The organism is Litoribacter populi (genome assembly GCF_007483685.1).
Taxonomy (GTDB): Bacteria; Bacteroidota; Bacteroidia; order Cytophagales; family Cyclobacteriaceae; genus Litoribacter; species Litoribacter populi.
Genome location: NZ_VMKN01000001.1, coordinates 1,654,938 through 1,680,863, shown reverse-complemented (window position 1 = coordinate 1,680,863; position 25,926 = coordinate 1,654,938). Strand labels below are relative to the sequence as shown.

At 43.2% G+C, this 25,926-nt stretch carries 17 protein-coding genes; 11 read left to right on the top strand and 6 right to left on the bottom strand.

Translation table 11 applies throughout. From position 1 onward, the window contains the following. Window positions 1–53 precede the first annotated feature (53 nt). The 4 genes from sov to FPL27_RS07330 all read left to right on the top strand — a co-directional run bounded on the left by sov (window position 54) and on the right by FPL27_RS07330 (window position 8,506). The gene (gene sov / locus FPL27_RS07345) at window positions 54–6,947 is read left to right on the top strand and encodes a T9SS outer membrane translocon Sov/SprA (protein ID WP_235893386.1); all 6,894 of its coding nucleotides are present in this window, start codon (window positions 54–56) and stop codon (window positions 6,945–6,947) included. 53 nt (window positions 6,948–7,000) lie between these two features. Further along, entirely contained in the window at window positions 7,001–7,378 is a 378-nt protein-coding gene (gcvH, locus tag FPL27_RS07340; RefSeq protein ID WP_143960474.1) for a glycine cleavage system protein GcvH, read from the top strand. Further along, window positions 7,379–7,756, top strand: coding sequence for a VanZ family protein (locus tag FPL27_RS07335; RefSeq protein ID WP_262712078.1), 378 nt, complete (start codon window positions 7,379–7,381; stop codon window positions 7,754–7,756). A 75-nt stretch (window positions 7,757–7,831) separates the two neighbouring features. Further along, window positions 7,832–8,506 (top strand): energy transducer TonB, encoded by a 675-nt coding sequence (locus FPL27_RS07330; RefSeq protein WP_143960473.1) that lies wholly within the window; start codon window positions 7,832–7,834, stop codon window positions 8,504–8,506. An 89-nt stretch (window positions 8,507–8,595) separates the two neighbouring features. On the opposite strand, the gene FPL27_RS07325 is transcribed toward FPL27_RS07330, so the two are convergent. Genes FPL27_RS07325 through FPL27_RS07315 form a run of 3 tightly spaced genes read right to left on the bottom strand, consistent with a single transcriptional unit; the run spans window position 8,596 to window position 13,935 of the window. Further along, window positions 8,596–9,474, bottom strand: coding sequence for a YicC/YloC family endoribonuclease (locus tag FPL27_RS07325; protein ID WP_143960472.1), 879 nt, complete (start codon window positions 9,472–9,474; stop codon window positions 8,596–8,598). 39 nt (window positions 9,475–9,513) lie between these two features. Beyond that, window positions 9,514–12,861: a PD40 domain-containing protein gene (locus FPL27_RS07320; RefSeq protein ID WP_143960471.1), complete on the bottom strand. Its 3,348-nt coding sequence runs from the start codon at window positions 12,859–12,861 to the stop codon at window positions 9,514–9,516. A 21-nt stretch (window positions 12,862–12,882) separates the two neighbouring features. Continuing rightward, on the bottom strand, window positions 12,883–13,935 hold the full coding sequence (locus FPL27_RS07315) for an NAD(P)/FAD-dependent oxidoreductase (protein WP_143960470.1): 1,053 nt from the start codon (window positions 13,933–13,935) through the stop codon (window positions 12,883–12,885). A gap of 57 nt (window positions 13,936–13,992) precedes the next feature. Here FPL27_RS07315 and FPL27_RS07310 point away from each other — a divergent pair, with 57 nt between their 5' ends. Genes FPL27_RS07310 through FPL27_RS07290 form a run of 5 tightly spaced genes read left to right on the top strand, consistent with a single transcriptional unit; the run spans window position 13,993 to window position 20,998 of the window. Further along, a complete protein-coding gene (locus tag FPL27_RS07310; protein WP_143960469.1) occupies window positions 13,993–14,646 on the top strand; it encodes an MBL fold metallo-hydrolase in 654 nt (217 codons plus the stop codon). Next, window positions 14,643–15,344, top strand: a complete 702-nt coding sequence (pssA, locus tag FPL27_RS07305; protein WP_185974320.1) for a CDP-diacylglycerol--serine O-phosphatidyltransferase — start codon at window positions 14,643–14,645, stop codon at window positions 15,342–15,344. The genes FPL27_RS07310 and pssA overlap by 4 nt, the downstream gene beginning before the upstream one ends. Beyond that, a complete protein-coding gene (porU, locus tag FPL27_RS07300; RefSeq protein ID WP_143960467.1) occupies window positions 15,331–18,519 on the top strand; it encodes a type IX secretion system sortase PorU in 3,189 nt (1,062 codons plus the stop codon). Before pssA ends, porU begins: the two co-directional genes overlap by 14 nt. Next, on the top strand, window positions 18,516–19,727 hold the full coding sequence (gene porV, locus FPL27_RS07295) for a type IX secretion system outer membrane channel protein PorV (RefSeq protein WP_143960466.1): 1,212 nt from the start codon (window positions 18,516–18,518) through the stop codon (window positions 19,725–19,727). The genes porU and porV overlap by 4 nt, the downstream gene beginning before the upstream one ends. Beyond that, window positions 19,727–20,998: a M16 family metallopeptidase gene (locus FPL27_RS07290; protein ID WP_143960465.1), complete on the top strand. Its 1,272-nt coding sequence runs from the start codon at window positions 19,727–19,729 to the stop codon at window positions 20,996–20,998. The genes porV and FPL27_RS07290 overlap by 1 nt, the downstream gene beginning before the upstream one ends. 230 nt (window positions 20,999–21,228) lie before the next feature. Here FPL27_RS07290 and FPL27_RS07285 read toward each other — a convergent pair whose 3' ends face one another. Then, on the bottom strand, window positions 21,229–22,119 hold the full coding sequence (locus FPL27_RS07285; protein ID WP_143960464.1) for a glycosyltransferase family 2 protein: 891 nt from the start codon (window positions 22,117–22,119) through the stop codon (window positions 21,229–21,231). Window positions 22,120–22,171: 52 nt separating this feature from the next. Here FPL27_RS07285 and FPL27_RS07280 point away from each other — a divergent pair, with 52 nt between their 5' ends. Continuing rightward, the gene (locus FPL27_RS07280) at window positions 22,172–23,050 is read left to right on the top strand and encodes a hypothetical protein (protein WP_143960463.1); all 879 of its coding nucleotides are present in this window, start codon (window positions 22,172–22,174) and stop codon (window positions 23,048–23,050) included. Window positions 23,051–23,091: 41 nt separating this feature from the next. Then, window positions 23,092–23,688 (top strand): IMPACT family protein, encoded by a 597-nt coding sequence (locus FPL27_RS07275; protein ID WP_143960462.1) that lies wholly within the window; start codon window positions 23,092–23,094, stop codon window positions 23,686–23,688. 134 nt (window positions 23,689–23,822) lie between these two features. On the opposite strand, the gene FPL27_RS07270 is transcribed toward FPL27_RS07275, so the two are convergent. Both FPL27_RS07270 and nhaC read right to left on the bottom strand, forming a co-directional pair. Beyond that, window positions 23,823–24,431, bottom strand: a complete 609-nt coding sequence (locus tag FPL27_RS07270; RefSeq protein ID WP_143960461.1) for a 3'-5' exonuclease — start codon at window positions 24,429–24,431, stop codon at window positions 23,823–23,825. Further along, window positions 24,428–25,918, bottom strand: coding sequence for a Na+/H+ antiporter NhaC (gene nhaC / locus FPL27_RS07265; protein ID WP_143960460.1), 1,491 nt, complete (start codon window positions 25,916–25,918; stop codon window positions 24,428–24,430). The genes FPL27_RS07270 and nhaC overlap by 4 nt, the downstream gene beginning before the upstream one ends. Window positions 25,919–25,926 lie beyond the last annotated feature (8 nt).

Sequence of the window (25,926 nt, the reverse complement as noted above, 5' to 3'; positions counted from 1 at the left end):
TTCTTTGGAACAATTTTAATACCAATCCGCTTTTTCCACCTCAAAACCCATTGATGCGCCGCCAATCTCCTTTCCTCCTGGCTCCACCCACACAGAGGCAGGTTCAGGTGGAAATGGACACCACCATGCGATATAGAGTTTCGGACCAACTGGACTCAGCAATGGTTGACCCAGGGTACACGTATGATTTTGACGAGTACTCTAAAATGCAGGAGCTCAGAATCAGACAAGAATACTGGCGAAACCGCTCCAGAGGGCAAGATGGGGAAAGTGCCGTCAGTGGAAGAGGGCTAATCCCGCCCATGACGGTCAGCCCTACATTTGACAGGTTATTTGGTGGCAATGAAATCAACATTGTCCCCAACGGTAATGTGAACCTCGATTTCGGAGGCATATATAGAAGAATTGACAACCCTGCAATTCCTATTCGCCAGCAGCGAAACGGAGGATTCAACTTTGACCAACAAATACAAATGGCGGTCAACGGAACCCTGGGGCAGAAAATGAGAATCGGGGCCAATTTTGACTCCAACAACTCCTTTGATTTTCAAAACCAACTCAAGGTCGAGTACACCGGCTTTGAGGAGGATATTGTCAAGTCCATCGAAATAGGGAATGTCAGCATGCCTGTTCAAAACAGTTTAATACAAGGCGCTCAAAACCTTTTTGGGGTAAAATCCCAATTGCAGTTTGGTAAGCTTTTCATGACTACCGTTGCCTCTACACAAAGAGGACGAAGGGACGAAATTGTTCTTGAAGGCGGAAATCAAGGCCGTCCATTTGAACTGAGAGCCTCTGATTACGATGAAAACAGACATTTTTTCCTTGGCCACTTCTTTAGGAACAATTATGAAAGATGGTTGAGAGGTCTACCTCAAGTACTTTCAGGGGTAAATATAACCCGGGTAGAAGTATATATTATGAACAGGGCAAATAATACAGAAACCCTTCGAAACTTTATAGCCTTTACCGATCTTGGCGAAGGTCAGCGCATACATCGACCAGAAAATCCTAATATCGGTGCTGGTGACAGCTCGTCCCCTAACTCCAATGACGCTAACAGTCTATTCAGTAACCTTACCCGGAATGGTGCCTACCGGTCATTTGACAACGCTGGCCAGGCTATTGAAAGCGGGTTAGGATTATCAAGAGGCACCGACTTTGTCCAAATCAATGGAGCCAGAAAACTTGCAGAAACTGAATTTACATTCCATAGAGAACTTGGTTACCTTTCCCTTTTCAGAAAACTTCAAAACGATGAAGTAGTAGCCGTTTCATACGAATACACCTACAATGGACGCTCCTATAAAGTGGGGGAATTAAGTGAGGACTACCAAAACAGACCGGAAAGCGAAGTACTTTTCCTCAAAATGCTTCGTCCTGCAAGCATCAACACCCGATTGCCGACGTGGGATCTGATGATGAAAAACATCTATAACCTGAACGCTAACCAAATTCAAAGAGAAGGTTTTCAGCTCCAAGTTATTTACCGAGATGACCGAACAGGCTTGGACAACCCCAGTTTATTGGAAGGGCAAAATGTACGGGACAGACCTCTAATACGACTGACAGGGCTGGATAACCTCAACCCTCAAAATGACCCTCAACCGGATGGCAATTTTGATTTTGTTCCTGGACTGACCATAATGCCCGAGCGAGGACTTATGGCTTTCCCTGTGTTGGAGCCCTTTGGCCAAACGTTAGCAAACTTTTTTGAACCAGGTGAGGCGAATTTAGTAGATAAATTTGTTTTTGACACCCTTTACCGTACCACTCAGGCAGACGCAGAACTTGTAACGCGCTTGAATAAATACTTCATCGTCGGTAGCTTAAATGCCGGGTCAGCTTCTGAGATCATGCTGCCCGGATTGAATATTTCTGAAGGATCGGTTTTAGTCCAAGCGGGCAATATCCCCCTTACTGAAGGGGTGGATTATACGGTCGATTACAACATTGGTCGAGTAATGATAATCAACGAGGGCATTTTGGCCTCTGGAAAAAGGATAACCATCAGTTTTGAAAAAGCCGATTTAGTGAGTTTCCAGACTCGTAGCTTGCTAGGAACCCGATTTGATTATATTTTCAACGATAACCTTACTTTGGGGGGTACTTTTTTATACCTCAATGAACGTCCTAACATCACCAGAATTGCCACTGGTAATGAGACAATCCGTAATAGTATGTGGGGGCTGGACTTAAATTATAGCGATGAATCAAGGTTCCTCACTAAATTGACAGATGCATTGCCATTTACCAATACCAAGGAAAAATCTCTGTTCCAGTTTAGCGGTGAATTTGCGCAGTTATTACCCGGCACCTCCAATCAAGTAAATGGGGAAGGCACCTCCTATATCGATGATTTTGAAAATGCAGTTACTCCTTTTAGCTTGGGCGCCAATCCTCAGAGCTGGAATTTGGCAGCTACCCCAGCGACAGACGATAACCGATTTGACCTAAGTTTCCAAACTGAAGACAGGCTGGGGAATGCCTATAGAAGAGCTAGATTAGCTTGGTATTCAATTGACAATGTCTTTTATAGGGAATCGGGTCCAGGCGTCCCTTCCAATATCAGTAGGCAAGACAGACAAAACCATTACGTACGAAGGGTTATTCCTCAGGAAATATTCCGGGAAAGGTTTAGGGATGTTATTATCACTCCAGAACCATTATTTGAAATGGCTTACTTTCCTCACGAGCGTGGGATGTATAACTACAACACCAGCCTGACACCTGATGGCCTTTTGCCTAATCCCCGTCAAAACTATGGCGGTATCACCCGGGCTATCACTTCTGAGGTAGATTTTGACCGTACTAATATTGAATACATTGAATTCTGGCTAATGGATCCTTTCATAGGTGGAGAAAACGGTCGTGTACTGGATGGAATTTTCAATGATAACAACACCACGGGTGGTCGGCTAGTTTTCAACCTTGGTGAAGTCTCTGAGGATATTATTAGGGATGGTCGCCATGCCTTTGAAAACGGTCTTCCAGAAGATGGTGATCAGTCTCAGACTGTTGTCAACGAATGGGGCCGCATTACCAGGCAGCAATTCCTCACACCTGCTTTCGACAATTCACCGGAAGCAAGAGAAAATCAAGATGTAGGATTGGACGGGCTTAGCAGTGAGGAAGAGGCTGCTTTTTTTGCAGATCGCTTTATCAACCGGATCAATGTAGCAGGTGAAGCTCTTCAACAGATCATTGAAGACCCTTCTGCAGATGATTTTCAATATTATTTAAGTGAGAATTTTGACCAAAATAATGTCAAGATTCTTGAACGTTACAAGAAATTCAACGGGATGGAGGGAAACACACCGATCACTTCTAATGTGAATCTACCCTACACTCCTTCTGGTAGCAACGTACCGGACAATGAGGATCTAAACAATGATAATACTATTAATGAGGTGGAAAGCTATTATGAATATAGTTTAGACTTACGTCCCTCCGAGATGCGCCCAGGCCGGAATTACATAGTGGATGAAGTTACCCATATCGAAAATGGAGAATCTGTCAACTGGTACCTATTCCGTATTCCAGTTCGTCAGCCCCACCGTACCCAAGGTGATATTTCAGGTTTTAAATCCATAAGGTTCATGAGAACCTACTTGACAGATTTTGAGCAACCTGTGGTATTGAGAATGACCAAATTCCAGCTGGTGGGTAGCCAGTGGAGAACCTTTGAGGAATCCCTTTTCCAACGGGGCTTTGCCGAAATCCCTGAGCCAGACTTGTCCAATTTCAGAGTTGGGGTGGTCAATATTGAGGAAAACGGACAGGGAAGCGAAAACATGAGCCCTTATGTGCTCCCTCCAGGTTTTACCCGTGACAGAGACAACACCTCCACAGTGGAGAGACAACTGAACGAGCAGTCCCTACAGCTTTGCGTAGACAACCTTGCTGCTAGGGATGCCAGAGCTGTTTTCAAAAACGTGAATGAAGATTTGGTTCAGTATGGTAGGTTGAAAATGTTTCTGCATGCGGATAGTGATGATGCTGAGAATGGTGAAATCACTGCATTCTTAAGGTTGGGTACCGATTATACAGACAACTATTACGAAATTGAAGTTCCCTTGATGCTTACGCCAAGAGGTACCAGAGACCCTAGACAAATTTGGCCATTGGAAAATGAGATTGACATTGCTATTAATGAAATTGTAGGAGTAAAAGCCGAACGTGATCAACAACGTATACCCCAAAACCTACCCTATACCTCACAGGTACGTCAATACAAAGTTACCGTAATTGGCCGACCTGAACTGAGTTTTGTCCAAGGTATGATGATAGGTATCAAAAACCCCGGCTCGACAGGTGGGGCCAGTCGATCCATTTGTATTTGGGCAAATGAATTAAGGGTGACGGACTTTAATAGAAGTTCAGGCTGGGCGGCAAATGCCCGGATGAACGCTCAACTAGCCGACGTGGCCGTTATCAGTTCTTCCATACGTCACAACACTTTCGGCTTTGGAGGATTGGAAACCAGGCTTTCCCAAAGGGCAAGGGAATCTACCACCCAATATGACATATCTGCAAATATAAATGTGGACAAAATCCTCCCCGAAGGTCTCGGCATAAGCGTACCTATGTATGTGAGTATGGAAAATACCACCACTACCCCGGAATTTGACCCGCTAAATGCAGATGTTCCCTTTGAGCTTGCTTTATCCAAATTCCAAACGGAAGAAGAAAGGGAGGCTTATCGACAATTGGTGCTGGATCAAGTCAAACGAAGAAATATCTCCTTCAACAATGTGCGTAAACTTAAACGGAACGAGGATTCCAAAAGTCGTTTTTACGATTTGGAAAACCTGGCTTTTTCCTATTCAATTGGTACTGTAAGGCAGACTAACATTCGGACGGAAAGTTACGATTGGGAAACCTATCGAGGCAACATTTTATATAACTTCCAGCCAACCCCAATGGTGATTGAGCCATTTAAAAACATGGGGTTCCTGAGCAGCAAGTATCTACAGCTCATCCGGGATTTCAACCTTAACCTCACACCTTCCATGTTGACCGCAAGGCTGGACGTAGACCGGAGCTTCATGAGGACACAATATCGAAATGACCGCTTATCTACAGAGGGTGTGGATCCCCTATTCCAAAAAAGCTTTTTCATCAACCGCTTCTATGGACTCAATTGGGACCTGACGAACAACCTTCGCTTTGATTTCAACAGTAGAATCAACGCTGTAGTGGATGAACCTGAAGGTGACCTCAACACCGAAGCGAAAATGGATTCTGTACGCATGAATGCTTTCCGTCTTGGAAGAACTACCAACTATCACCACCAGGCAACGCTGAATTATGCTGTTCCCTTGGACAAATTACCGGCAACTGACTGGATCAAAGCTGACCTTCGATATGATGCCACTTATGCTTGGTTTACTGGTGCCATTGGACAAAGAGATACATTGGGAAATGTGATCCAAAACACCCGAGACCGAAGCGTCAATGGTAAATTGGATTTTGCGAAGCTATATAGCAAAAACAAGCGACTCAGGGAAGTTACCGCACCAAGGCGGCCTACCATACCCGGCAGGCAAAGACAGGAGGAAGAGGCATCGTCACAAGACTCTCCGGTAAACAGCCTTTTAAAGTTTGCCATGATGATAAAAGAAGTCAATTTCCGATACGGTATTGTCGAAGGAACATTCTTGCCTGGATACATGGAGAACACCGGGCTTTTTGGTATGGATAGAAGTTTTCTTAACCCAGGCCTAGGCTTTGTAATGGGCTCCCAAAACCCAATGGTCAGGTATGACTTGGCCAACCAAGGGCTCCTAGCGCCGAGCACCGAACTTACCCAGACATTCAGGCAAAGCCAAACCATAAACTTACAGATAAATGCCCTAGTAGAACCCATCCGGGACTTCCGAATCAACTTGGATGCGAGAAAACGGGAAATGGGTGAATACAACGAGATCTTCCGGAGGGATGAGTTTTTCGACAATGAATATCTTTCCATTAATCCCAACCGGATAGGCGCCTATAGTATAAGTTATAGCTTGATTAGAACAGCATTTGCCAGTGATGATAGGCAAAATAATAGCCCACTATTCCGCAGATTTGAAGAGTACCGCACGGTGATACAGGAAAGGTTATTTTCCGGCAATCCAACCGGGGAATATCAGCTTAACGGTCAAGACGTTTTAATTCCATCATTCTTGGCGGCATATTCAGGTCAGGATGTCAATGATATCAGCCTCTCCCCTTTCCCGAAAATCCCAATTCCAAACTGGCGAGTTGAATATCGGGGGCTAGGAAGGATCCCGGCATTGCAGGAGTATTTTTCCAGCATCAACTTGACACATAATTACACCTCGAGCTATGATGTAAGTAATTTCTCAAACAGTCTGCTTTACCAAAACGGTCTGGAACTTTACAATACGGTCCACCAATTCCCAGCTGCTTCCTTGACTAATGAGTTTGGTGAGTTCATTCCTGTATTTATCATGAATCAAATTGTGGTATCCGAAAGGTTTGCCCCTTTAATTGGGGTCAATCTTTTGACTAAAGACAGGATGAACATTGGTTTTGAATACAACACGGAAAGAAATATAGGATTGAACTTTTCAAATGCACAGGTAACCGAGCAAAGCAGCAAGGATTTCAGGTTTGATTTAGGATATACCAAGGCTGGGGTCCGCATTCCGTTTAAGATCCGCGGGCAACAAGAGGTATTGGACAATGATTTGGAAATCCGTCTTTCTACTCGAATCGTGGATACTCAAACCATACAGCGAAAAATCGAAGAAGCAAGCACTTTGACCAATGGAAACCTCAATTTTCAAATACGGCCGACGGTGGGTTATTTAATTAATCAGAATTTGCGAGTGACCCTATATTTCGACAAAACTATCAATGATCCAAAGGTTTCCACTGCATTTCGTCGAAGTTCGACCGCCTTTGGTGGACAATTACGATTTAATTTATCCCAATAGGTTTTTTCATTAAATGAAAGCTTGTATTTTTGGACAGGTATAAACAAAATTTTATGAACTTCCCAAAAGAACTAAAGTACACAAAAGATCACGAGTGGGTAAAAATTGATGGTGGCACAGTTACTATCGGTATCACCGAATTTGCACAAAGAGAACTGGGCGACATCGTATATGTAGAAGTTGAAACTGTCGGTGAAACTATTGAGCACGGTGAGGTGTTTGGTACTGTAGAAGCAGTAAAGACTGTTTCCGATTTATTTATGCCCCTTTCTGGTGAAATCCTAGAATTTAACGAAGAACTTGAAAACAGCCCTGAATTGGTCAATGAAGACCCTTATGGAGAAGGTTGGATGATCAAGGTAAAAGTGGATGGCGAATTACCATCAGACTTACTCACTTCTGAAGAATACGGAGAACTATTGGGACAATAAGTGAATAATAGACTCATACTGGCACTGGCCTGGACAATCCTCTTACTGATTGGATTACTAACACCCGGCTCATCTATCCCTGATGTACCCAAGCCACCCGGTATTGATAAACTTGTCCATCTTGGGTTATTCATGGTCTTGGCCTTTCTCTGGTCGAGGGTTTTCAATGACCGGACAGATAAAAAAATAAAAAAAAGCAAATACATTCCGAACTTCTTAGTTGTTATTGTTGTTTTTGCTATATTAGTGGAGTATATTCAACGGTTGGTACCGGGCCGATCATTTGATTACTGGGATATCCTGTTCAATATACTCGGAGTGACCATTGGCGCCGTTCTATTCTATTATTTGCACAAGCATAAAAGTAAGCTTGTATAAATGGAATAAAATAGTTACAATTGTTATCTCTTTAACATAAAGTAAACTTATTTAAACCTTTATAAGGAAATTAACATGGAAGCTAAAAAGACAGAAAAAGCTGATCTTACCAGAAAAACAGGAATGTTCCTGAATCTGGGTCTGATGATCAGTGTTGGTCTTGTCCTGTTAGCCTTTGAGTGGAAGTCTTATGACGATCTAGCATTGAAGGATCTGGGCACGATTGACGACGATTTTGAGGAGTTACTAGATATTCCGATTACGGAACAACCACCGCCACCGCCACCACCGGTAGAGCAGCCTATCATTGAGGAGATTCCTGATGAGGTGGAGATTGAGGAAAAGATCGAAGTAAACTTCGATGTGGATGTTAAAGAGGAAACCGTAATTAAGGAAGTTGAAATCTCTGACGCACCAGTTGAAGAGAAAGCAGACGAAATCTTTGACGTAGTAGAGAACCCACCACAGCCACAGGGCGGTATGGAAGGTTGGAACAAGTATCTTTCCAGCAATCTTAAATACCCAACCCAAGCAAGAAGAATGGGTATCGAAGGTACAGTTTACGTTGTGTTCGTAGTGAACACAGATGGATCTATCCAAGACGTTGACGTACTTAGAGGCATTGGCGGGGGTTGTGATGAGGAAGCTATTCGTGTAGTAAGAAATGCCCCTAAATGGACTCCTGGTAAGCAGAGAGGTAGACCAGTAAGGGTAAAAATGAGACTGCCAATCCGATTCAAATTGAGCTAATCAAACCAAATAAAAAAAGGGACTTTCAAAGTCCCTTTTTTATTTTCCCCAATCTTAAACTTTTAAACCTTTTAAACTATTAAACTTTTTTAAAGGATATTCAGCGCCTGCTCCTTGATCTTCTCCAATTCATCCTTCATAATGATCACATGCCGCTGGATGGACGCGTCATTAGCCTTTGAACCTATCGTATTGATTTCCCTTCCAATCTCCTGACTGATAAATCCTAGCTTTTTGCCCTGACTCTTATCACTGGAAAGTATTTTGTCAAAGTAATCCAAGTGTGTTCCCAGTCTAACAATCTCTTCGGTGATGTCGATTTTCTCAAAATAGTAAATCAACTCCTGCTCAAACCTATTTTCATCAAAGGAATTTTCGTCCAGCCAATCTTTAAAATTATTTTTTATTCGCTCTTTTACTCTTTGTTTCCTAATAGGATCCTCAACTTCTACTTTGCCCAATCCATCACGAATGATAGTGATGTTTTCCTGCATCTTTCTGGCCAACACAGCCCCCTCATCCAACCTATATTCATCACAATGCTCTAATGCAGCGATCATGACCTTTTTCACTTCTTCCCAATCCTCTGCTCCACTTGCCGAATCTGACAATACGGTAGTGACATTTGGAGATTGTAAGGCCAGCTTAAATATATCAGGACTGTCTACCCCAACATTTCCAGCCATCGCTGAAAATTTCTCATAATAAGCTTCAAAAAGCTCCTCATTAATGGCGACAGGCAACTCGTTGCTCTTTTTGGCGGTAAATTCAACAGACAGGTTTACCTTTCCTCTTTCCAAAATGCCATTCACGACATTCCTTATCTCTAGTTCTTTATCGCTAAACTGGCGCGGGCTTCTCAAGGACAAATCCAAAAACTTGGAATTTAATGTTTTGACCTCAACATTGATAATGTAGTCATCATTTTCAAGATTGGCTACACCATAGCCCGTCATGGATTTAATCATATTTTTATTTTTGAATTTGAATCGGTTTCATTAATTGGGCTAAAAATTATACCCCAACGTTACGTAAAATCTTGTCCTTTCCTCAGCATAATTCCTCACCGGTCTGGCGACATCGAATTTCACATAGTAATTAAGAAGTACGGTTCGCAAGCCTGCTCCATAACTTTGAAGCCATGGGTTATTGAAATTATTTACTGTTATATTAAAAGGAGAACCTTCTGTATCAATCACTTCAGTATTCCTATCATTGATTCTTTCCCAGGGTGCTGCTTCATTCCAAGAAGACCCGGCGTCATAGAATCCAACTAACTGGAAATTTTTCACGAAGTTGGAGGCAATATTACCCCTGGAAAGGTATGAAAATATCGGCACCCTCAATTCTGCGGAAAAGGTGATTACATTGTTACCTCTAATTTCGTCATAATCATATCCTCTCAAGTCAACAAACTCCGCAAACAGCAAATTTGTGTTTTCTCTACCCGTCGGATTTCGTACTGGACTTGCCTCAGGTCTATTGGCTGGAGGTTGGTAAAACTGGTTAAACAACCAATTATCCATCCCACCGACCATGTAGGTTTGAGGATTGTTTCCAAAAAAAGACCCCGCAAAAAGGCGTGTGGCCAATGTGATGTTTTTGGAGATTTTTTGATAGTTTCTTATATCCAAGTAGGCATTACTGAATGACCGTTCGCTTGCATTCAAACCTTGATAGTGCATGAAACCAACTTTACCTTTAAAGCCTTGCTCCATATAGAGCCCCAATTGATTGGTCCGGTCTACAACAAACTCAGCACGACCGCCAGCATAATTAATGTCAAGCCTGTTATCCATACCTTCCCCTCCTCGAATTATCGAATCAGGGTTTAGGTTGAAATATTGAGATTTGGCCACAAAGGGAGCTAGCATCACTCGAGAGTGAACTGTAAATGGATAACTTATACCAACTTCGGTCTTAGTCAATACATATCGCTGAAAAGTCTCGATCCCCTCAGCCCATAATATAGCTCTTCTGTCAAATCTTGCCCTTACATCTATTCTCTGTTTTAGATATTCATATTCAAAGAATACATCTGACCCAGACCTGAAATCCAATGTTGCCATAATCCCACCCCTAAAAGCATGATTATCCAAAAGATCCGTCATTTCAGCATTCAAACTAACCCCAAAGCCCCTCAAGGGATCCACCACAAAATTAGTATTGAGACTGCTAGCAATGAACCTTGGCACATAGGTAGCAGGGCCTGTCACGCGTTTTTGCATAGTCTGCTGCCTATAAGCATCCAATGCAGTACTCCTTCCCGCTCCGGCGAGCCTTGTAGTCCTATCCACTTCAGGAATGGTATCGAAAACATAATTATCAGTATCTACTCCTCCCCTCCCTTCAAACCTTAGTCTGTCAATATTGATTGTCCCAGTCTGGGGGGTAGTAGGTACAGTGTCTCTCGCCGCCCCCCCGATCAAAAGGTCATCCAGATTAATTTCTACAGGTGGTGTAGGTGCTATCGTGTCAATAGCAACATCCTCCGGCCGAACTTCAGGCTCCCGAGTCCTTCTTGCTAACGGGGTTTCTCGTCTATCCCTTCGGGTGGAAACACGTTCATTCAACAACTTAGCCTGGGCCAGTTGCACCCTGGGCGTACTCGGAGTAAATTGGTCAAGGTTGGGAAAGGTTTCCAGCACTAATTTACTCTGGATGCCATCTTGTACTGCATACGCCCATTGATTGGTCTCCGGAGAATAATCAAATGCTATCAAGCTCTTGTTGAAGGCAGAAACTTGGCTGGATACCGAGGAACCTAGACCATACCTGCTGACGTTCATAATTCCACTTTGATCACTCAGGTGAAGTATGAAATTTCTGTTAAGAACCTTAGGTTTAAAGTTTTTTGTATTCGTATTTGTAAGCCTTGTAGTTACGATTGAATCACCTACATCAATCCTAAACAGATTGTAATAATCTGGAAGATTTGAAATATCGAATATCCGCTCATTTAAAAGACTATCCGGTAGGTCTGTCCTATTGGATGAAAATACAATTGTACTATCATTTAAAAATACCGGGCTGATATTATCAAATACGTCATTGGTCAATCTGCGACCTTGACCTCTCATATTGAGTGTATAGACCTCAGTTTTGCCATTGGAGATCGCCGATAACACCATGTTTCGACCATTGGAATTGAAATCAATATCTAAAATTTGCGTGAGGTTTCTCAAGAAAATCTTATCCTGCCCGCTACCATCAATGGCACGAAGTCTCAAAGTAGATACGCCCCTTCTGAAAGTTGCTATGGCTAGGTTTAAAGTATCCTTCCAAGCAATCACGGGTGAGGTGAAGTTTGGCCGCTGGTCATCCACATTATAGCCACCACGGTAAACCGCTCTTTCCCGTCCTGAGTTCAGTTCTCTGACGATCACCCTATGCTTTCCATTGTTGTTCAGCACATAAGCTAGATTTTTCCCATCAGGACTAAATTTAACATCATTGATACTTCCTAATCTTCTTCCACTAGTAGTGGCGATGACCTTTTCTTCATTGACCTCCTTAAAAGTGGAAAGTACGGGTTCGTTCAAATTGACGTAATACCCTCTCCACTGTTCAGAAAAGTTTCTATAATTTGTACCTATAGTATTGGCAATACTGTTTTCCTCGTTTCTGTTGATTCGGCTAAGGTTGAGTATACTAGAAATGTATCTGCGTCCATATTTTTCTACAATAAAATTCCAAATGGACTGCCCTACTAAGCCCGCTTCCTCATCTCTCAACCGGTGCATTCTTGGACGGGGATTGTTGTGTAAATAATGCCGCACAAAATCATCCATTTCCCTACTCCAGCCTTTAGCCAGATACAATGCCGCACCATCCACAAACCACTCTGGAAAGCTGTTGATCAAATTGGACTGAAAGGCATCGGCAATAGATGAACCATAAAGCATTTCCTCAATGATGGCCTTGGAAACCCCGTAGATCAGTTCTTCTTTGAATTCAGGATATTCTCCAGTAAAAGGTACTTCAGCAAGTAACTTACTAAAATAAGTCTGACCATCTACAGTATATTCGTTTTTGTTGAGGTTAAGATTACTTTGAAGAAGGTCTTCGCGGGAATTGTATATGAAGACTTTAGGCTTGGTATAGGCCACATATCCGATCATTTGAGTGAGGCGGTCAAACTCCGACTCCAGGTAATCAATTGCCATTCGGGCTTTGGCTTGGCCACCATCATAATAGTAGACTTCAAAATTGTTGGAAGAATAAAAGGACCACTCCATGTTCTTATGTTGAACACGGTTTTTTCCGAACCTCTCCCGGTCAAATTGCGCTTTGGTTTCAGGAGTAAAACCAAAAAGTAGCACAAAACTCAATACTAACAGTAATCTCAGCTTCATGTATGTAGGGTAAACACTCTCTTAAATATACTTAAAAAAACGACTTATATTAACATCTTTATCCACTTCCTGATTCAAAAGTAACAGATTCGACATTATTTTACTCAAATATGGGACAAGCGAAACACCTTTTGCTCCAAATCCATTAAATATATAAACGCTTTCATATTCAGGATGTTTACCTAAAAATGGCTTCCTGTCTCTGGTAGCTGGCCGGATGCCAAAACGGTGAGAAATAATTTTTTTCTCTCCATTGCTAATTAACTTGTCATACTTCTCCAAAATCTCCTTTTTAGCCCTTTCAGTGATGCCAGTTTCAAGGTCATCCTTGCTGTATGTGGATCCCACCTTTAGTTTTCCATCCGGCAAAGTAATCCTAAATACGCCCCTGTTGATGATTTCCTGAGGCTGGAAACTCTCTTCCATTTCAAGCACCTCCCCCTTTACTGGAGCAAATGGTAAAAACCTGAAAAATCTGCTTTCCATCGAACCCAATCCATTACAATACACGACCTTGGAGGCCTTTATGCCTTTGTATTCAACCTGTGCACCATCTACTAATAGCTTCTCTTCTTCGAATTTTTCATGAGTCAAAAACCCCTCCTCTATTAGGTAACTTTGGTAGCTGTCCAACATCCGATTAAGATCAACATAACCCGAATTTTTTAGCATCACACCCCCAAAAGGATTCACCACCTCCTGATAAAGGGGCTTATTCTGAATACTGTCTATATAGGCTTGGAAGTTCTCGTCACCACTTCTTCCCATCCACTCGTTGAGTTCCTCAATAGATAAAAACGGCCTGTAAATTTTGGTGGGGTAGAAAAACTGGGTCTTCAGCTTATGTTCTAAAGCTTGATATAGTGGGGCAATCTCAGGGAAAAGCGTATCGGCAAGCCAAGTTTTAACCATCTTTTTCCCAGTTATGGGATTATATAGTCCCGCCGCTATTCGGGTGCTCCGATTTTCAGATGGTTCATCAATCAAATGAACCCGCTTACCGGCCTGAATGAGACGATGAGACAATACTGTACCGGCAAGTCCCTGCCCTATGAGTAAAAAATCTACTTCCATGCCCAAAATTAAAGTCTTTCTTTGTTATTTTTGGCATTCATTGAAAATGATTCCAACATGCTAGAGATAAAATCTTTTACCTTCAACCCTTTTCAGGAAAACACTTATGTCCTTTATGACGAAACCAAGGAGGCCGTCATAATTGACCCAGGCTGTTATGAAAAAGAAGAGAAAGATATGCTTCACAACTTCATTCTGTCCAAAGATCTTAAAGTAGTGATGTTACTCAACACCCATTGCCATATCGACCACGTGCTGGGTAATGCATTTGTAAAAAGAAAATATAACGTGGACCTGTATGTTCATGCCGATGATGAGGTAGTACTCAAATCTGTGGAATCCTACGCCTCCAATTACGGCTTTCAGCAATACGAGCCAACTTCCATCGACGAATATTTGAAGGAAGGTCAGGATGTAAAGTTTGGTAATACAACTTTGCAGGTGCTTTGGGTACCTGGTCATGCACCTGGCCATGTAGTTTTTTACCATAAAGAATCAGGCAACTGCATCGGGGGTGATACCCTGTTTGAAGGAAGTATCGGCCGGACCGATCTGCCAGGCGGAGATCATCACACCCTACTTCATGCCATCAAAACCCAGATGTTTGCCCTTCCTGATGAGACGGTAGTTTACCCTGGACATGGGCCCGAGACCACCATTGGCCAAGAAAAAATCCACAATCCGTTTGTAGGAGAAAGGGCCAGATTTTGATGATCAAAAAACACATTCCCAACTCCCTGACAGCATTGAACCTGATTTCAGGGATGACTGGAATTTATTTTGTCCTTGAGGGACAGATAACCTATGGAGCGTATTTTATTTTTGCGGCAGCTTTTTTCGATTTTTTCGACGGGTTTGCAGCAAGATTACTGAAAGTTTCCGGGGAGATGGGCAAGCAAATGGACTCCTTGGCTGACCTGGTCACCTTTGGAGTACTTCCAAGTTTCATCGTTTTCAAATTGCTGGAAAGCGCCTCCTCAGAACCGTATCTACCATTTATTGGATTCGCTATTGGGGTGATGTCAGCATTCAGGTTGGCCAAATTCAACATTGATACCCGACAGACGGACAGATTTATCGGGGTACCCACACCGGCAACAGCACTCTTACTTTCCACCTTGCCATTTCTGGCGGAAAAGTCGGAAACAGCGGCTGAAATAATCTATAACCCGATTTTTCTGGTTATTTTGACTCTTCTGATGTCCTACCTTTTGGTAGCTGAACTCCCATTGATAGCTTTGAAATTCAAGTCATTTGGCTTGGAAGGAAATATCTTTAGGTATTTGGTTATCCTCATTGCAGTGGCCAGTCTCTTATTCGCCGGGCTGGCAGGCATACCTTTCATAATAATTTCCTACATTGTACTGTCGATGATTGAGAGGCTTGTGCAAAGCGATGGGAAAGTTTAATCCATACCACTTTTTATTTCTGTTAATCCTATGCCTGGGCGGGCCATTATATTCATTGGCTCAAGGCAATTACTATAAATTCCCCATTACAGAGGAAGGCATTTACAAAATCACCGCACAGCAAGCCTCCCAAATGGGCAGCAGCATTTCCCGAGTAAGAATCTTTGGCCATCAAGGGAGTCTCCCATCTCTATTGGATAGTGGTTATAATTCCTTACAAGAATTGCACACCTTAGAAATTGGGGGAGAACTTTATTTTTACGCTTCCGGACCTCACTTTACGCAAACCGACCTAAGCTACCATCACCACCCTTATAGCGACACCCTTCATTATTTGATTCAAACGGGCTTGGAACCTAGCCGCAAAGTAGAAAAAGTTGAAGCTAGTTCCCCAGTAGAAAGCGAAACTATTGTGTATCAGCTTTTTACCCAAAAGGGGGAAACGCACAACCTACTCAACTCTGGCCGACAGTGGTGGGGAAACCGCAGCCTCAACGGTCAGGTCCAAAACCTGTTTTTCCCCTCATCCCAAAGTGAGCTTCCTTTCTATTATGATTTTAACGTCCTTGGGCAATCGACCGGCAGTAATAGCTACAGCTTCCGTCTCAATGATGAAGAAATCGAACAACTAACGATAGAAGCTATCCCTAATACCACTTATGGCATTAAAGGCCGAACAGCAATGGCCAAAGGATTCCACTCCTTCAACGCCTCATCAGGTGTAAAAGTCAGTCTTCAATATCAAAGTGCCAATCCAAACGGCATGGGGTATTTAGATTATCTTACTATAGGTTTTCCCGTAAAACTCAGCAGCCAATCCTCTGGAATTTTCCATATCATGGACCAAGATGATTTTTTTGCCCCTGAGGAAAAATACACTTTGGCAATTCAAGCAGATGGAAGCTCCCAACTTTTGTCACCAGGTTTGCACGGCTCAGGAGTTTCCAAGGTTGCTGTTTTTGACCAAGCTTCTTCCAAAACAGTCTCAAGCTTGACTCTAGTGGATTTGAATTTACGGTCGGAATCTGTCGGAGCAAACATGCTGATTATTACGGTTCCCTTGCTCAAAACCCAGGCCCAGCGCCTAGCTGATTTTAGAAGTAAGCGAGGAGTAAAAACATCTGTAGTGACTTTGGATGAAATTTATAACTCATGGGGTTATGGCAACCGGGATGTTTCCGCTGTCAGAAACTTCATTGCCAATGAATACCACCAAGGGGGTCAGTTGCAGCATGTCCTTTTCTTCGGCAAAGGCACCTTCGACTATAAAGGAATCGTTGGTGGAAGACCAAACCTAGTTCCTACCTTCACTTCCCCAGAAAGCCTAAATCCTCTAGCAACTTTCAGCAGCGATGATTTTTTTGCTCAACTGGGCTTTGAGGACGATAATCTCCAAATTGGTGTTGGACGCCTACCCGCCATTAACGTACAGGAGGCGGTAAACATGGTGGACAAATTGATTGCATACGATGAAGACGAAAAAAGCAAAGGCGAGTGGCAGAGAAAGGTACTCCTTTTTGCAGATGACGGAGACAACCACCTTCACCTCAATGATTCGGAACGCCACGCCAACTTCCTTCATGAGCAGCATCCTGAACTCAGGTTGAATAAACTATACTTGGATAATTTTGAAAAGGACCATAATAACAACCGTTATCCTTCTGCTGCAAAAACTCTGATTGAACAGGTCCGGGAAGGTGTCTTGTTGATAAACTTTGTGGGTCACGGTAATGAGGAAGTGCTCACTGCAGAACAGGTTTTCCATGTCTCCCAGCTTGAAGATTGGCCAACCCAAGCCAACCTGCCCATTTTGGTAACGGCCACCTGTGAATTTGGAAGACAAGATAGCCCATTTCTTCGCTCTGGTGCTGAAGAAATGCTCATACGTCCCAACAAAGGTGCCATTGCCCTGCTAACCACAGGCAGACCCGTATTCAGCTCCTCTAATTACGCCATCAACAGGGCCTTCTTGGAAGCAGCTTTCCGTAAGCCTTATGGCCAGAATCTTACTTTAGGCGAAATCTATAAAGAGACCAAAAATAACGGCACGACGGGCCAAAACAACCAAAGCTTTTCCCTCATCGGAGACCCCTCCATGCGGATAGCTTTGCCCGAACTTGCCACTTCTCTACCGGACTTTTCTATTTCAGAAGTGCAAGTCGATACGCTAAGATCATTTGAAAATACTGCCCTAAAAGCTCATATCACCGACCCTCTTACAGGCAGCCACTTGACCAATTTCAATGGCAGTTTTACACTTTCATTCTACGACCATCCCCAGCGTAAAGAAACGCTGGGAAATACAGAAGCCTCAACTAATTATCTGGACGAAAACCAAACCCTCTTCAGAGGTACGGGGGAAATTGAAAACGGCGTGTTGCAAACGGAATTCATACTTCCAGAGCCTGTCCAAGATTTCGGGAGAGGCCAACTAAAAATATTTGCACACGACGAGTCTGGCCAGACTGCCTTTAGTGCTTCGGAGGTATTCATTCAGAATCAACCTCCCCCAGCTAGTGACTTTGAGGGACCCCAAATACGATTAAGTCTATTTGACCCAGAGGATCACCGAAGCATCATTTCCTCCACCCAATCGCCTTTATTTATCTTTCTGAAGGATGAAAGCGGGATTTTCATTTCGGAGCAAAACCCTGATTGGCAGCCCATGATATCTCTTAATGGTGGAGCCCCAAAAATCTTGGCAGCCGAATATAGAGCCTTGGGCAATGGCTATAAAAATGGCGCCATCGCTACTATTTTGGAAGGTTTTGAGGAGGGACTCAACACCTTGGAATTCACCGCACATGATCTCTATGGAAATATCTCAATTGCTACCCTTGAGTTTCGGGTAGAAGGAAGTAGGCAGCTTCAGATACTCAGCAAAGCGGTGTACCCCAACCCAGCCAGCAGCAGCACAAGGTTTAGGCTACAACACAACCGGCCAGGACAGGATATCTCGGTTGATGTGAAAGTCTACAATTTATGGGGAGGTGAAATTTTCACCTATTCCAAGCGTTATCCTCATGCAGATGCGGAGCTTGACGACCTGGAATGGATTTTTTTGCATACCAAAACAAAATATCCGGCAAAAGGGACTTATATTTACAAACTAGAGCTCCGGTCAGAAACCGACGGAACTTCTGATTCTAAGAGCGGGAAACTAATTATTCAATGAAAATAAATTCAATCTCTTTAAAAGGATTTACTTTTTTATCCTTGCTTCTTCTTACGGCTTCCGCCCTGCACGCGCAAAACTCTGCTTTGCTTTCCGGACAGGACAGAAACCGTAGACCAATCACCACAGCCGTACCATTTTTGAATTTTGCTCCGGATAGCCGCCACTCCGCCATGGGTGACGTGGGTGTGGCCACCACACCCGATGCAAATTCCGCACATTGGAATGCCGCCAAACTAGCTTTCATTGATGATCAAATGGGCTTTTCTCTTTCTTACAGCCCCTGGCTAGGAAGGTTAGTACCTGATATGTCATTGAATTACCTAACTGGATATAAAAGAATTGATGATGTTTCCGCATTTGGGATAGACCTGCGCTATTTCAATATGGGTGACATTCAACTTACCGACGGCAGAGGAAATGAACTTGGTGAATTTACCCCAAGAGACATTGCCATAGGTGGTACATATGCAAGGAAATTATCAGATGTATTGTCATTGGGTATTTCAGCCCGTTTTATTCACTCCAACCTAAGCGGAAACGTGGGTGCGGGAGGCGGGAATGAAGGTCGTCCAGGTGTCAGTGTAGGAACAGACATCGGTGTTTATTATCGCGATGAGGTGGCGATAGCTGGTCAGGAAGCCTTCTGGTCTTGGGGTGTAAATATCTCCAATATCGGCCCGAAACTGACTTACAATAGCATCGAAGATCTCGATTACATTCCTACCAACTTCAGAATAGGTACCGCCTTGGACCTTCCGTTGGATGAAATGAACCGCCTGACTTTGGCCTTCGACCTCAATAAATTAATGGTACCAACTCCTCCCATTTACGCCAGAGATGAACAAGGCAATTTGGTGACTGACAATCAAGGTAATTTGGTAATAGAAAGCGGACGTGACCCAAATAGGCCGCTGATAAGTGGGATGTTTGGTTCTTTCTTTGACGCACCAGGAGGATTCAGGGAGGAGATGCAGGAATTCATGATTTCTTTTGGCGCTGAATATGCCTATGACCAGAAATTTATGGTCAGAACAGGCTATTTCCATGAAAACATCAACAAGGGTGGCAGAAAATATTTCACCATGGGAGTGGGATTTAATTACCAGCGCTTCGGATTTGATTTTTCCTATTTAGTGCCACAGGTTCAAAACCATCCTTTAGCTGAGACGTTAAGATTCTCACTAGCCTATAACATTCCAAGATAATGACATTAGACCGGAGCAAAGCACCCGACTTTAAGATACCCGAAAACATTACCCTTACCCACCCTACTAAGCATACTTTAAAAAACGGCATCAACCTCTACTTCATCCATACCCCGCATATCGATGCGGTAAAACTGGAAGTAATCACTGAAGCCAACAAACACCTTTTGCCTCCTGGCAAAGCATTGGTCCCTTTTTTTACCCTACACATGCTGTTGGAAGGAACCAAAAGCATGAGTTCGGCTGAGATCGACACCTTTTTTGACCATTATGCCTCCGAGGTGAATGTCATCAGTGCTTTTGAGCAAAGTGGTATGTCTCTTCTTACCACTAAAAAACATTTCTCGGAAGTGCTTCCTGTGTTTAGATCATTGTTTACCGAAGCGGTATTCCCAGAAAAGGAATTGGCTAAACGTAAATCTCAAAAGGAATTGACTATTTCTATCCAAAGAGAGGAAACAGGTGCAAGAGCCAACCAGCTTTATCGCAAGGCCCTATTTGGCCAAAACCACCCATATGGATTTGTAGGCGAAGAAGAAGATGTAAAAAATGTTTTTAGACAAGATTTGGTAGATTTCTACCAAACCTCCTTAATGGTCAACCCTGAAATTTACATTACCGGAAACCTTTCTGATTCACAAATTGATGCCATTTCTAAAAACTTTGAAGACCTCTCAGTTCTGGAAATGAATGGTACTCTTCCGGGTTATGATATTTATCCTGAACGCAGATTGGCTGAACACAGGGAAAAAGCCGTGCAGAGTAGTCTTCGTCTCGGCCAACACCTCATACCCAAAACACATCCCGATTACCATGCCCTTACGGTTTTCAATACCATTTTGGGTGGCTATTTCGGCAGCCGACTTATCAAGAATATCCGTGAAGACAAAGGCCACACCTACGGAATCTACAGCTCTATTGGTAGCCTGAGATTATCTGATTACTGGATTGTCATGGCCGATGTGCAAAAGGGAAATGCTGATTTAGTAATTGACGAGGTTTATCTTGAAATTGAAAAGCTACAGCAACACCAGGTGGGACCAGATGAGCTGGAAACCCTAAGAAACTACATGATTGGCCACTTTCTATCCAGTTTCAGTTCAGCTTTTGACCTGATCAGCCGCTTCAAAAACGTCAACCAAGCCGGCCTCTCATACGATTTTTACGAAGATCAACTTGCCTTCATCCGCCAGTTCACTTCCGACGACGTCCAGCGCATTGCTCAGACCTACTTCCGCAAAGACGGAATCTTAGAGGTGATTGTAGGTTAGCTAGAAAAAAAGGGACACAGAGTTACACCGAGTTTTAAAAGGAGTTTCACGGCATAGTCCCGAGTAATGAAATGGATCGGGAAGGCCACTTCGCAGAAAAGGAAATTTTAAAAAACTAGTTTCCCAAAATTTCTCCACGAACAAGACTCTGTGAAACTCTGTTACCTTATTTTTATTTTAAATTTTTCTTCGTCCTTCGTACCTCGTACTTAACAAATAGTACCTCGTATTTAACAAATCATTTTCATCACCCGACCCCTCACTCCCAAATACCCCAACTCTTCGGCCAACCCTAAAAACTCCCTCGCCACTTCCCTATTACCTGATAACAAGGCATGTTTGGCTTCATGAAGGGTTCTTTTGGATAGATTGCGGTTTTCGGTTTCGGTGCGGTTCATTTTTCGGATTTTTTGACAAACCCAGAGCGTGCTCCAGAGAAACTTAGAATCCTTAGATTTGTACTGCTGCAAGGAAAAATTAGTAGCATGCTGAGTTTTTTCCACTCCCACATGCTCACTGAAGCAAAATGGGTGTTTCCTAGCTAGCCTGCAGACAATATCAAAATCCTCATACACTAAGCTTTCATCATAACCACTAACCTCTTTTAGAAAAGAGGTCCTGAACACCATCGTCACAGTAGAAATACAATACTGGTAAATCACTTTTTCGTACACATCTCCACAATCAATGACTGGAGGACCGAAGCGGTTTTTCTCATAGAAACCATGCTTTTTACCCCCCTCCACGATCATGGCGTCAGAAAAGCAAATTGCCGCAGAAGGGTTAGCTTGCAGCTTTTGAACAGACTTCTCCAGATGCCTTTCAAGCAGCTTATCATCACCAGAAAGGTCTACCAAATACTCACCCCTGCTTAATTTTAAAGCCTCATTGAATGAGCGGCAATAGTTGATCGCCTCATCTCTAAAAATCAGATTTGCAGCCAAGCCGGGATTTTCAGCGACCCATTGCTCAATTTTCTTTCTGCTGTTATCCATACTGCCATTATCAATCACAAAAAGCTCAACCTCCACACCTTTTTGCTCCAAAACGCTGTCCAAGGCAGATTGGATGAAGACTTCCTGATTGCAACAGGTACAGATAACAGTAACTAATGGCACCATACAGACGAATATAACTTTTTTATTTGCCTATTTCTTCCAAATTTTACCGCCCATGATTTATTTGTTACTCTGTATCCTGGCAAACCTGCTCATCTTTGTGGTTTTCCGCCTCTATCCCAGGCTGGGCATACCTACTTTTCCGGCCATTACCATGAATTACTTTTTCTGCGTAGTCACTGGGTTACTCTTTAACTTCACAGATTTGAAAAGCTCATTTACCCAGATAGAAGCCTTTCCCTCCTGGGGCTACTTGGCTGTATTTCTAAGCTTTGCTTTCATTCTCACCTTCACCCTGATGGCAAGAACAACCCAGCTTTTTGGGGTAACAGTTGGCGCTATTGCCTCTAAGCTTTCCCTGGTCATCCCCGTTTCCTTCAGTCTGCTCATATTCTCTAAGGGTCAAGCCGCTTTCACATCCCTCAATTATCTGGGAATCGTCCTGGCCTTAGTGGCAATCGTGCTGGCTTCCATAAAAAAAGAAAAAAGAGACATTACCCTTCCGAGAGGTGCTGCTATTTTATTGCCCATTTCCATTTTCCTCTTAGGAGGCATGCTGGATACCTTAATCAATTTTGCCAACATCAACTATCTCAGCCCGGCTGATGATGCTGTATTTGTCACCTCCATCTTTATCCTTACATTCCTTTGGGGTCTTGGCAGGTTATTTTATTTAAAGCTGACCATATCCCGCAAAGCCATTTTGGGAGGCTTGATGCTGGGGCTCCCCAATTACTTTTCCATGATCTTTCTCCTAAAAAGCCTGGAAGCTTTCGGCGGCAATGGCGCACTTATCTACCCCTTGGTCAACATTGGCATCATCATCAGCGGCACCTTGGTCTCAGTTACTTTTTTCAAGGACAAATTAATGCCAATCAATTTGATCGGAGTAGGCATGTCATTAATAGCGCTGGTTTTAATCAGTTGGAGATGAAAATTGATTCCTGAATCTCAATCTAGTAACTTGCACCTCCTATGGACGACACCTACTTAACCCTTGCTAGAGAATCAGAAAGCCTTTATAAAGAAAAAGGAAGTAAATTTTTGGCTTTTGCCTACCCGGTCAGCGATGAAGAGGAAATCAAGGAAAAACAGGAGGCTCTACGCAAAAAGTATTATGATGCCCGCCATCACTGCTATGCTTACATGCTGGGAAAAGATCAGGAGCAATTTAGGGCTAACGATGATGGGGAACCTAACCATTCTGCCGGAGACCCCATTTTGGGTCAGATAAGGTCTTACAATCTGACCAATGTACTAATTGTCGTAGTTCGCTATTTTGGAGGTACTAAATTAGGGGTCGGAGGATTGATTTCCGCTTACAAAACCGCAGCGGCTGAGGCCATAGAAAACAACGAAATCATCACCGAAATAGTAACCATTCCCATCAAGTTCACCTTTGATTATCTGGACATGAACGATGTCATGCGTCTCATCAAAGACTACGACCTTACTATCAAATCCCAAGACTTCGACAACACCTGCAAAATGGCAATACGCGTGAGAGAGGCTAATTATGAGGTAGTGATGGAAAAGCTTGATGAAATTAAATCGGTGAGTTTAAAGATTTAATGTCCCCGAGACGCATAGCTGTGCTATAGGCGTCTCGGGGACTGTTTAAGGGTTTAATCGGTTACCACAAATACATTATAGGCGTTAACTAAGAAAGAAAAACGTCAAAATCTGGAATACTTGGTACATGGTACTCAATATCCCCTCTTAAACAACTCCTCCAAATACCCCTTTCTCTCCAACTCATGAAAAATCTCCAAACAGGCCCAGGCATCGGTGGCTGCGTATCGTTTCTGCTTTTCGGTGAGCAAGTCGGCTTCCCAGTTAGAGACCTGCTCTGACTTTGAAATCCGGATGTTCAGCACCATGGCGCTGAGATTTCTCACGCCTACGTTATGGAAACCTATTTTTTTGAGTTCCTCATTAAGGTCAAAAAAGGACTGGGGCTGAAAAGTCTTGTTGAGTTTCTTGAGGGCCTTAAGGTCATCTCTTACGGCTGCTCCCACTTTCACTATCGAAGGTTCCTCCAAAAGCTCTTTCAGAGAATCAGGAAAGCCCACTTGATTCAAGCGTACCAAGTATGCTTTTTCTTGGGTTGATAGCTGCAACAGGGCCACATCGTACATTACTCCCTTTCGGAAAGCCGGCCGGGTTTCGGTGTCAAAGCCTAATCTGTTTTCCTGGCCAAAGTCCCTTATTAATTCAGGAATGTCTTTGTAGTCGTCAATTAAGATAATCTCCCCTTCAAACTGACCCAATGGCAATTCATTTACTTCTGTTTTTGATATTCTTAATGGGATCATACAGCCACTTCTTCTTCTTTTTCTTTGATTTCTTCCATCTCCTCTTTAGAGTAGTAATTGATACCGATATTCAGATAACCGAACAGGATGGTCATGAACGGACTGATGATGTTAAAAAAACAATACGGCAAATAAGTCAGCGTAGCTACCCCCAAAACAGAGGCCTGAGTGGCACCGCAGGTGTTCCATGGAACTAACACAGATGTAACAGTGGCACTATCCTCTAAAGTTCTACTTAAGTTCTCTCCCTTCAATCCTCTTTTTTTATATATGTCGGCATACATCCTGCCCGGCACCAAAATAGCCAGATATTGATCGGATGTGGTGACGTTGAAAAACATACAGGTTCCGGCCGTGGAAGCGATCAGTGAACCCAAAGAGTGCACTTTTCTAATCACCGCTTCTGCAATTACTCTTAGCATTCCACTTTCCTCCATAATCCCGCCAAAAATCATCGCGCAGATAATGAGCCAAATGGTATTGAGCATTCCGGCCATACCTCCTGTGATCAAAAGCTCGTTGACCACATCATTGGACGTCACCACACTGATTTCCCCGTATAGGGCCATCATCACAGATTTAAAAGCCTGATAGGCAAACCCTTGATCAGGCGCATCAGCCAAGGCAACTATGATATCTGGTTGATAAATTACAGCAAATACCCCGCCCAGCAAGGCTCCTGTCAATAGCGCTGGCACAGCAGGTATTTTTTTCAAAATCATGATCAAAACCACTCCTGGAACGATAAATAGCCAACCATTGATCTCGAACTTTTCTAGTATAACCTCCGATATCTGCTTTACCTGCCTTACCGAACCTTCAGCACTACTCATCCAACCAATCACTCCGAAGATGATCAAGGCGATGATTATTGAAGGGACGGTGGTTTTTGCCATGTGTCTAATATGTGTAAAAAGGTCAGTACCGGCCATCGCAGGCGCAAGGTTGGTCGTATCTGAAAGCGGGGACATTTTATCCCCAAAATAAGCTCCTGAAATAATAGCTCCAGCAATTAGGCCTTCCTCAAAACCTAAGGCCCGGCCAATTCCCAAAAGCGCTACCCCAACCGTGGCCACAGTCGTCCAGCTACTCCCTGTCGCGATCGAGACAATGGCACTCACGATACAGGCAGCTATCAGAAATATGGTAGGATTCAGAATTTGCAGGCCATAATAAATCATTGCCGGAACGATGCCACTAAGCATCCAGGTCCCGGCCAACGAACCGATAAGCAATAAAATTAAGATGGATGACATCGCCGCACTGATACTCTTGACAATCCCATCTTGCAATGTTTCCCATTTATAATTCAGCCTAAAAACAGCTACAAGTGCAGCTACAGCTGAGGAAATCACCAATACCATCTGATTGGAACCAGACAAACCATCAGTTCCAAAAATTCCAATATTAATGACCAATAAAACGATAAGAAATGCTATTGGAAATATAGCCTCTAATAGGCTTGGTTGCTTCTGTTTTGTCAACATCAAGTACG

Excerpts from the sequence above, each read along its gene's own strand:
- sov (WP_235893386.1), top strand. The coding sequence starts at position 54 with ATGCGCCGCCAATCTCCTTTCCTCCTGGCTCCACCCACACAGAGGCAG.
- gcvH (WP_143960474.1), top strand. The coding sequence starts at position 7,001 with ATGAACTTCCCAAAAGAACTAAAGTACACAAAAGATCACGAGTGGGTA.
- FPL27_RS07330 (WP_143960473.1), top strand. The coding sequence starts at position 7,832 with ATGGAAGCTAAAAAGACAGAAAAAGCTGATCTTACCAGAAAAACAGGA.
- FPL27_RS07325 (WP_143960472.1), bottom strand. The coding sequence starts at position 9,474 with ATGATTAAATCCATGACGGGCTATGGTGTAGCCAATCTTGAAAATGAT.
- FPL27_RS07320 (WP_143960471.1), bottom strand. The coding sequence starts at position 12,861 with ATGAAGCTGAGATTACTGTTAGTATTGAGTTTTGTGCTACTTTTTGGT.
- FPL27_RS07315 (WP_143960470.1), bottom strand. The coding sequence starts at position 13,935 with ATGGAAGTAGATTTTTTACTCATAGGGCAGGGACTTGCCGGTACAGTA.
- FPL27_RS07310 (WP_143960469.1), top strand. The coding sequence starts at position 13,993 with ATGCTAGAGATAAAATCTTTTACCTTCAACCCTTTTCAGGAAAACACT.
- porU (WP_143960467.1), top strand. The coding sequence starts at position 15,331 with ATGGGAAAGTTTAATCCATACCACTTTTTATTTCTGTTAATCCTATGC.
- porV (WP_143960466.1), top strand. The coding sequence starts at position 18,516 with ATGAAAATAAATTCAATCTCTTTAAAAGGATTTACTTTTTTATCCTTG.
- FPL27_RS07290 (WP_143960465.1), top strand. The coding sequence starts at position 19,727 with ATGACATTAGACCGGAGCAAAGCACCCGACTTTAAGATACCCGAAAAC.
- FPL27_RS07285 (WP_143960464.1), bottom strand. The coding sequence starts at position 22,119 with ATGGTGCCATTAGTTACTGTTATCTGTACCTGTTGCAATCAGGAAGTC.
- FPL27_RS07280 (WP_143960463.1), top strand. The coding sequence starts at position 22,172 with ATGATTTATTTGTTACTCTGTATCCTGGCAAACCTGCTCATCTTTGTG.
- FPL27_RS07275 (WP_143960462.1), top strand. The coding sequence starts at position 23,092 with ATGGACGACACCTACTTAACCCTTGCTAGAGAATCAGAAAGCCTTTAT.
- FPL27_RS07270 (WP_143960461.1), bottom strand. The coding sequence starts at position 24,431 with ATGATCCCATTAAGAATATCAAAAACAGAAGTAAATGAATTGCCATTG.
- nhaC (WP_143960460.1), bottom strand. The coding sequence starts at position 25,918 with ATGTTGACAAAACAGAAGCAACCAAGCCTATTAGAGGCTATATTTCCA.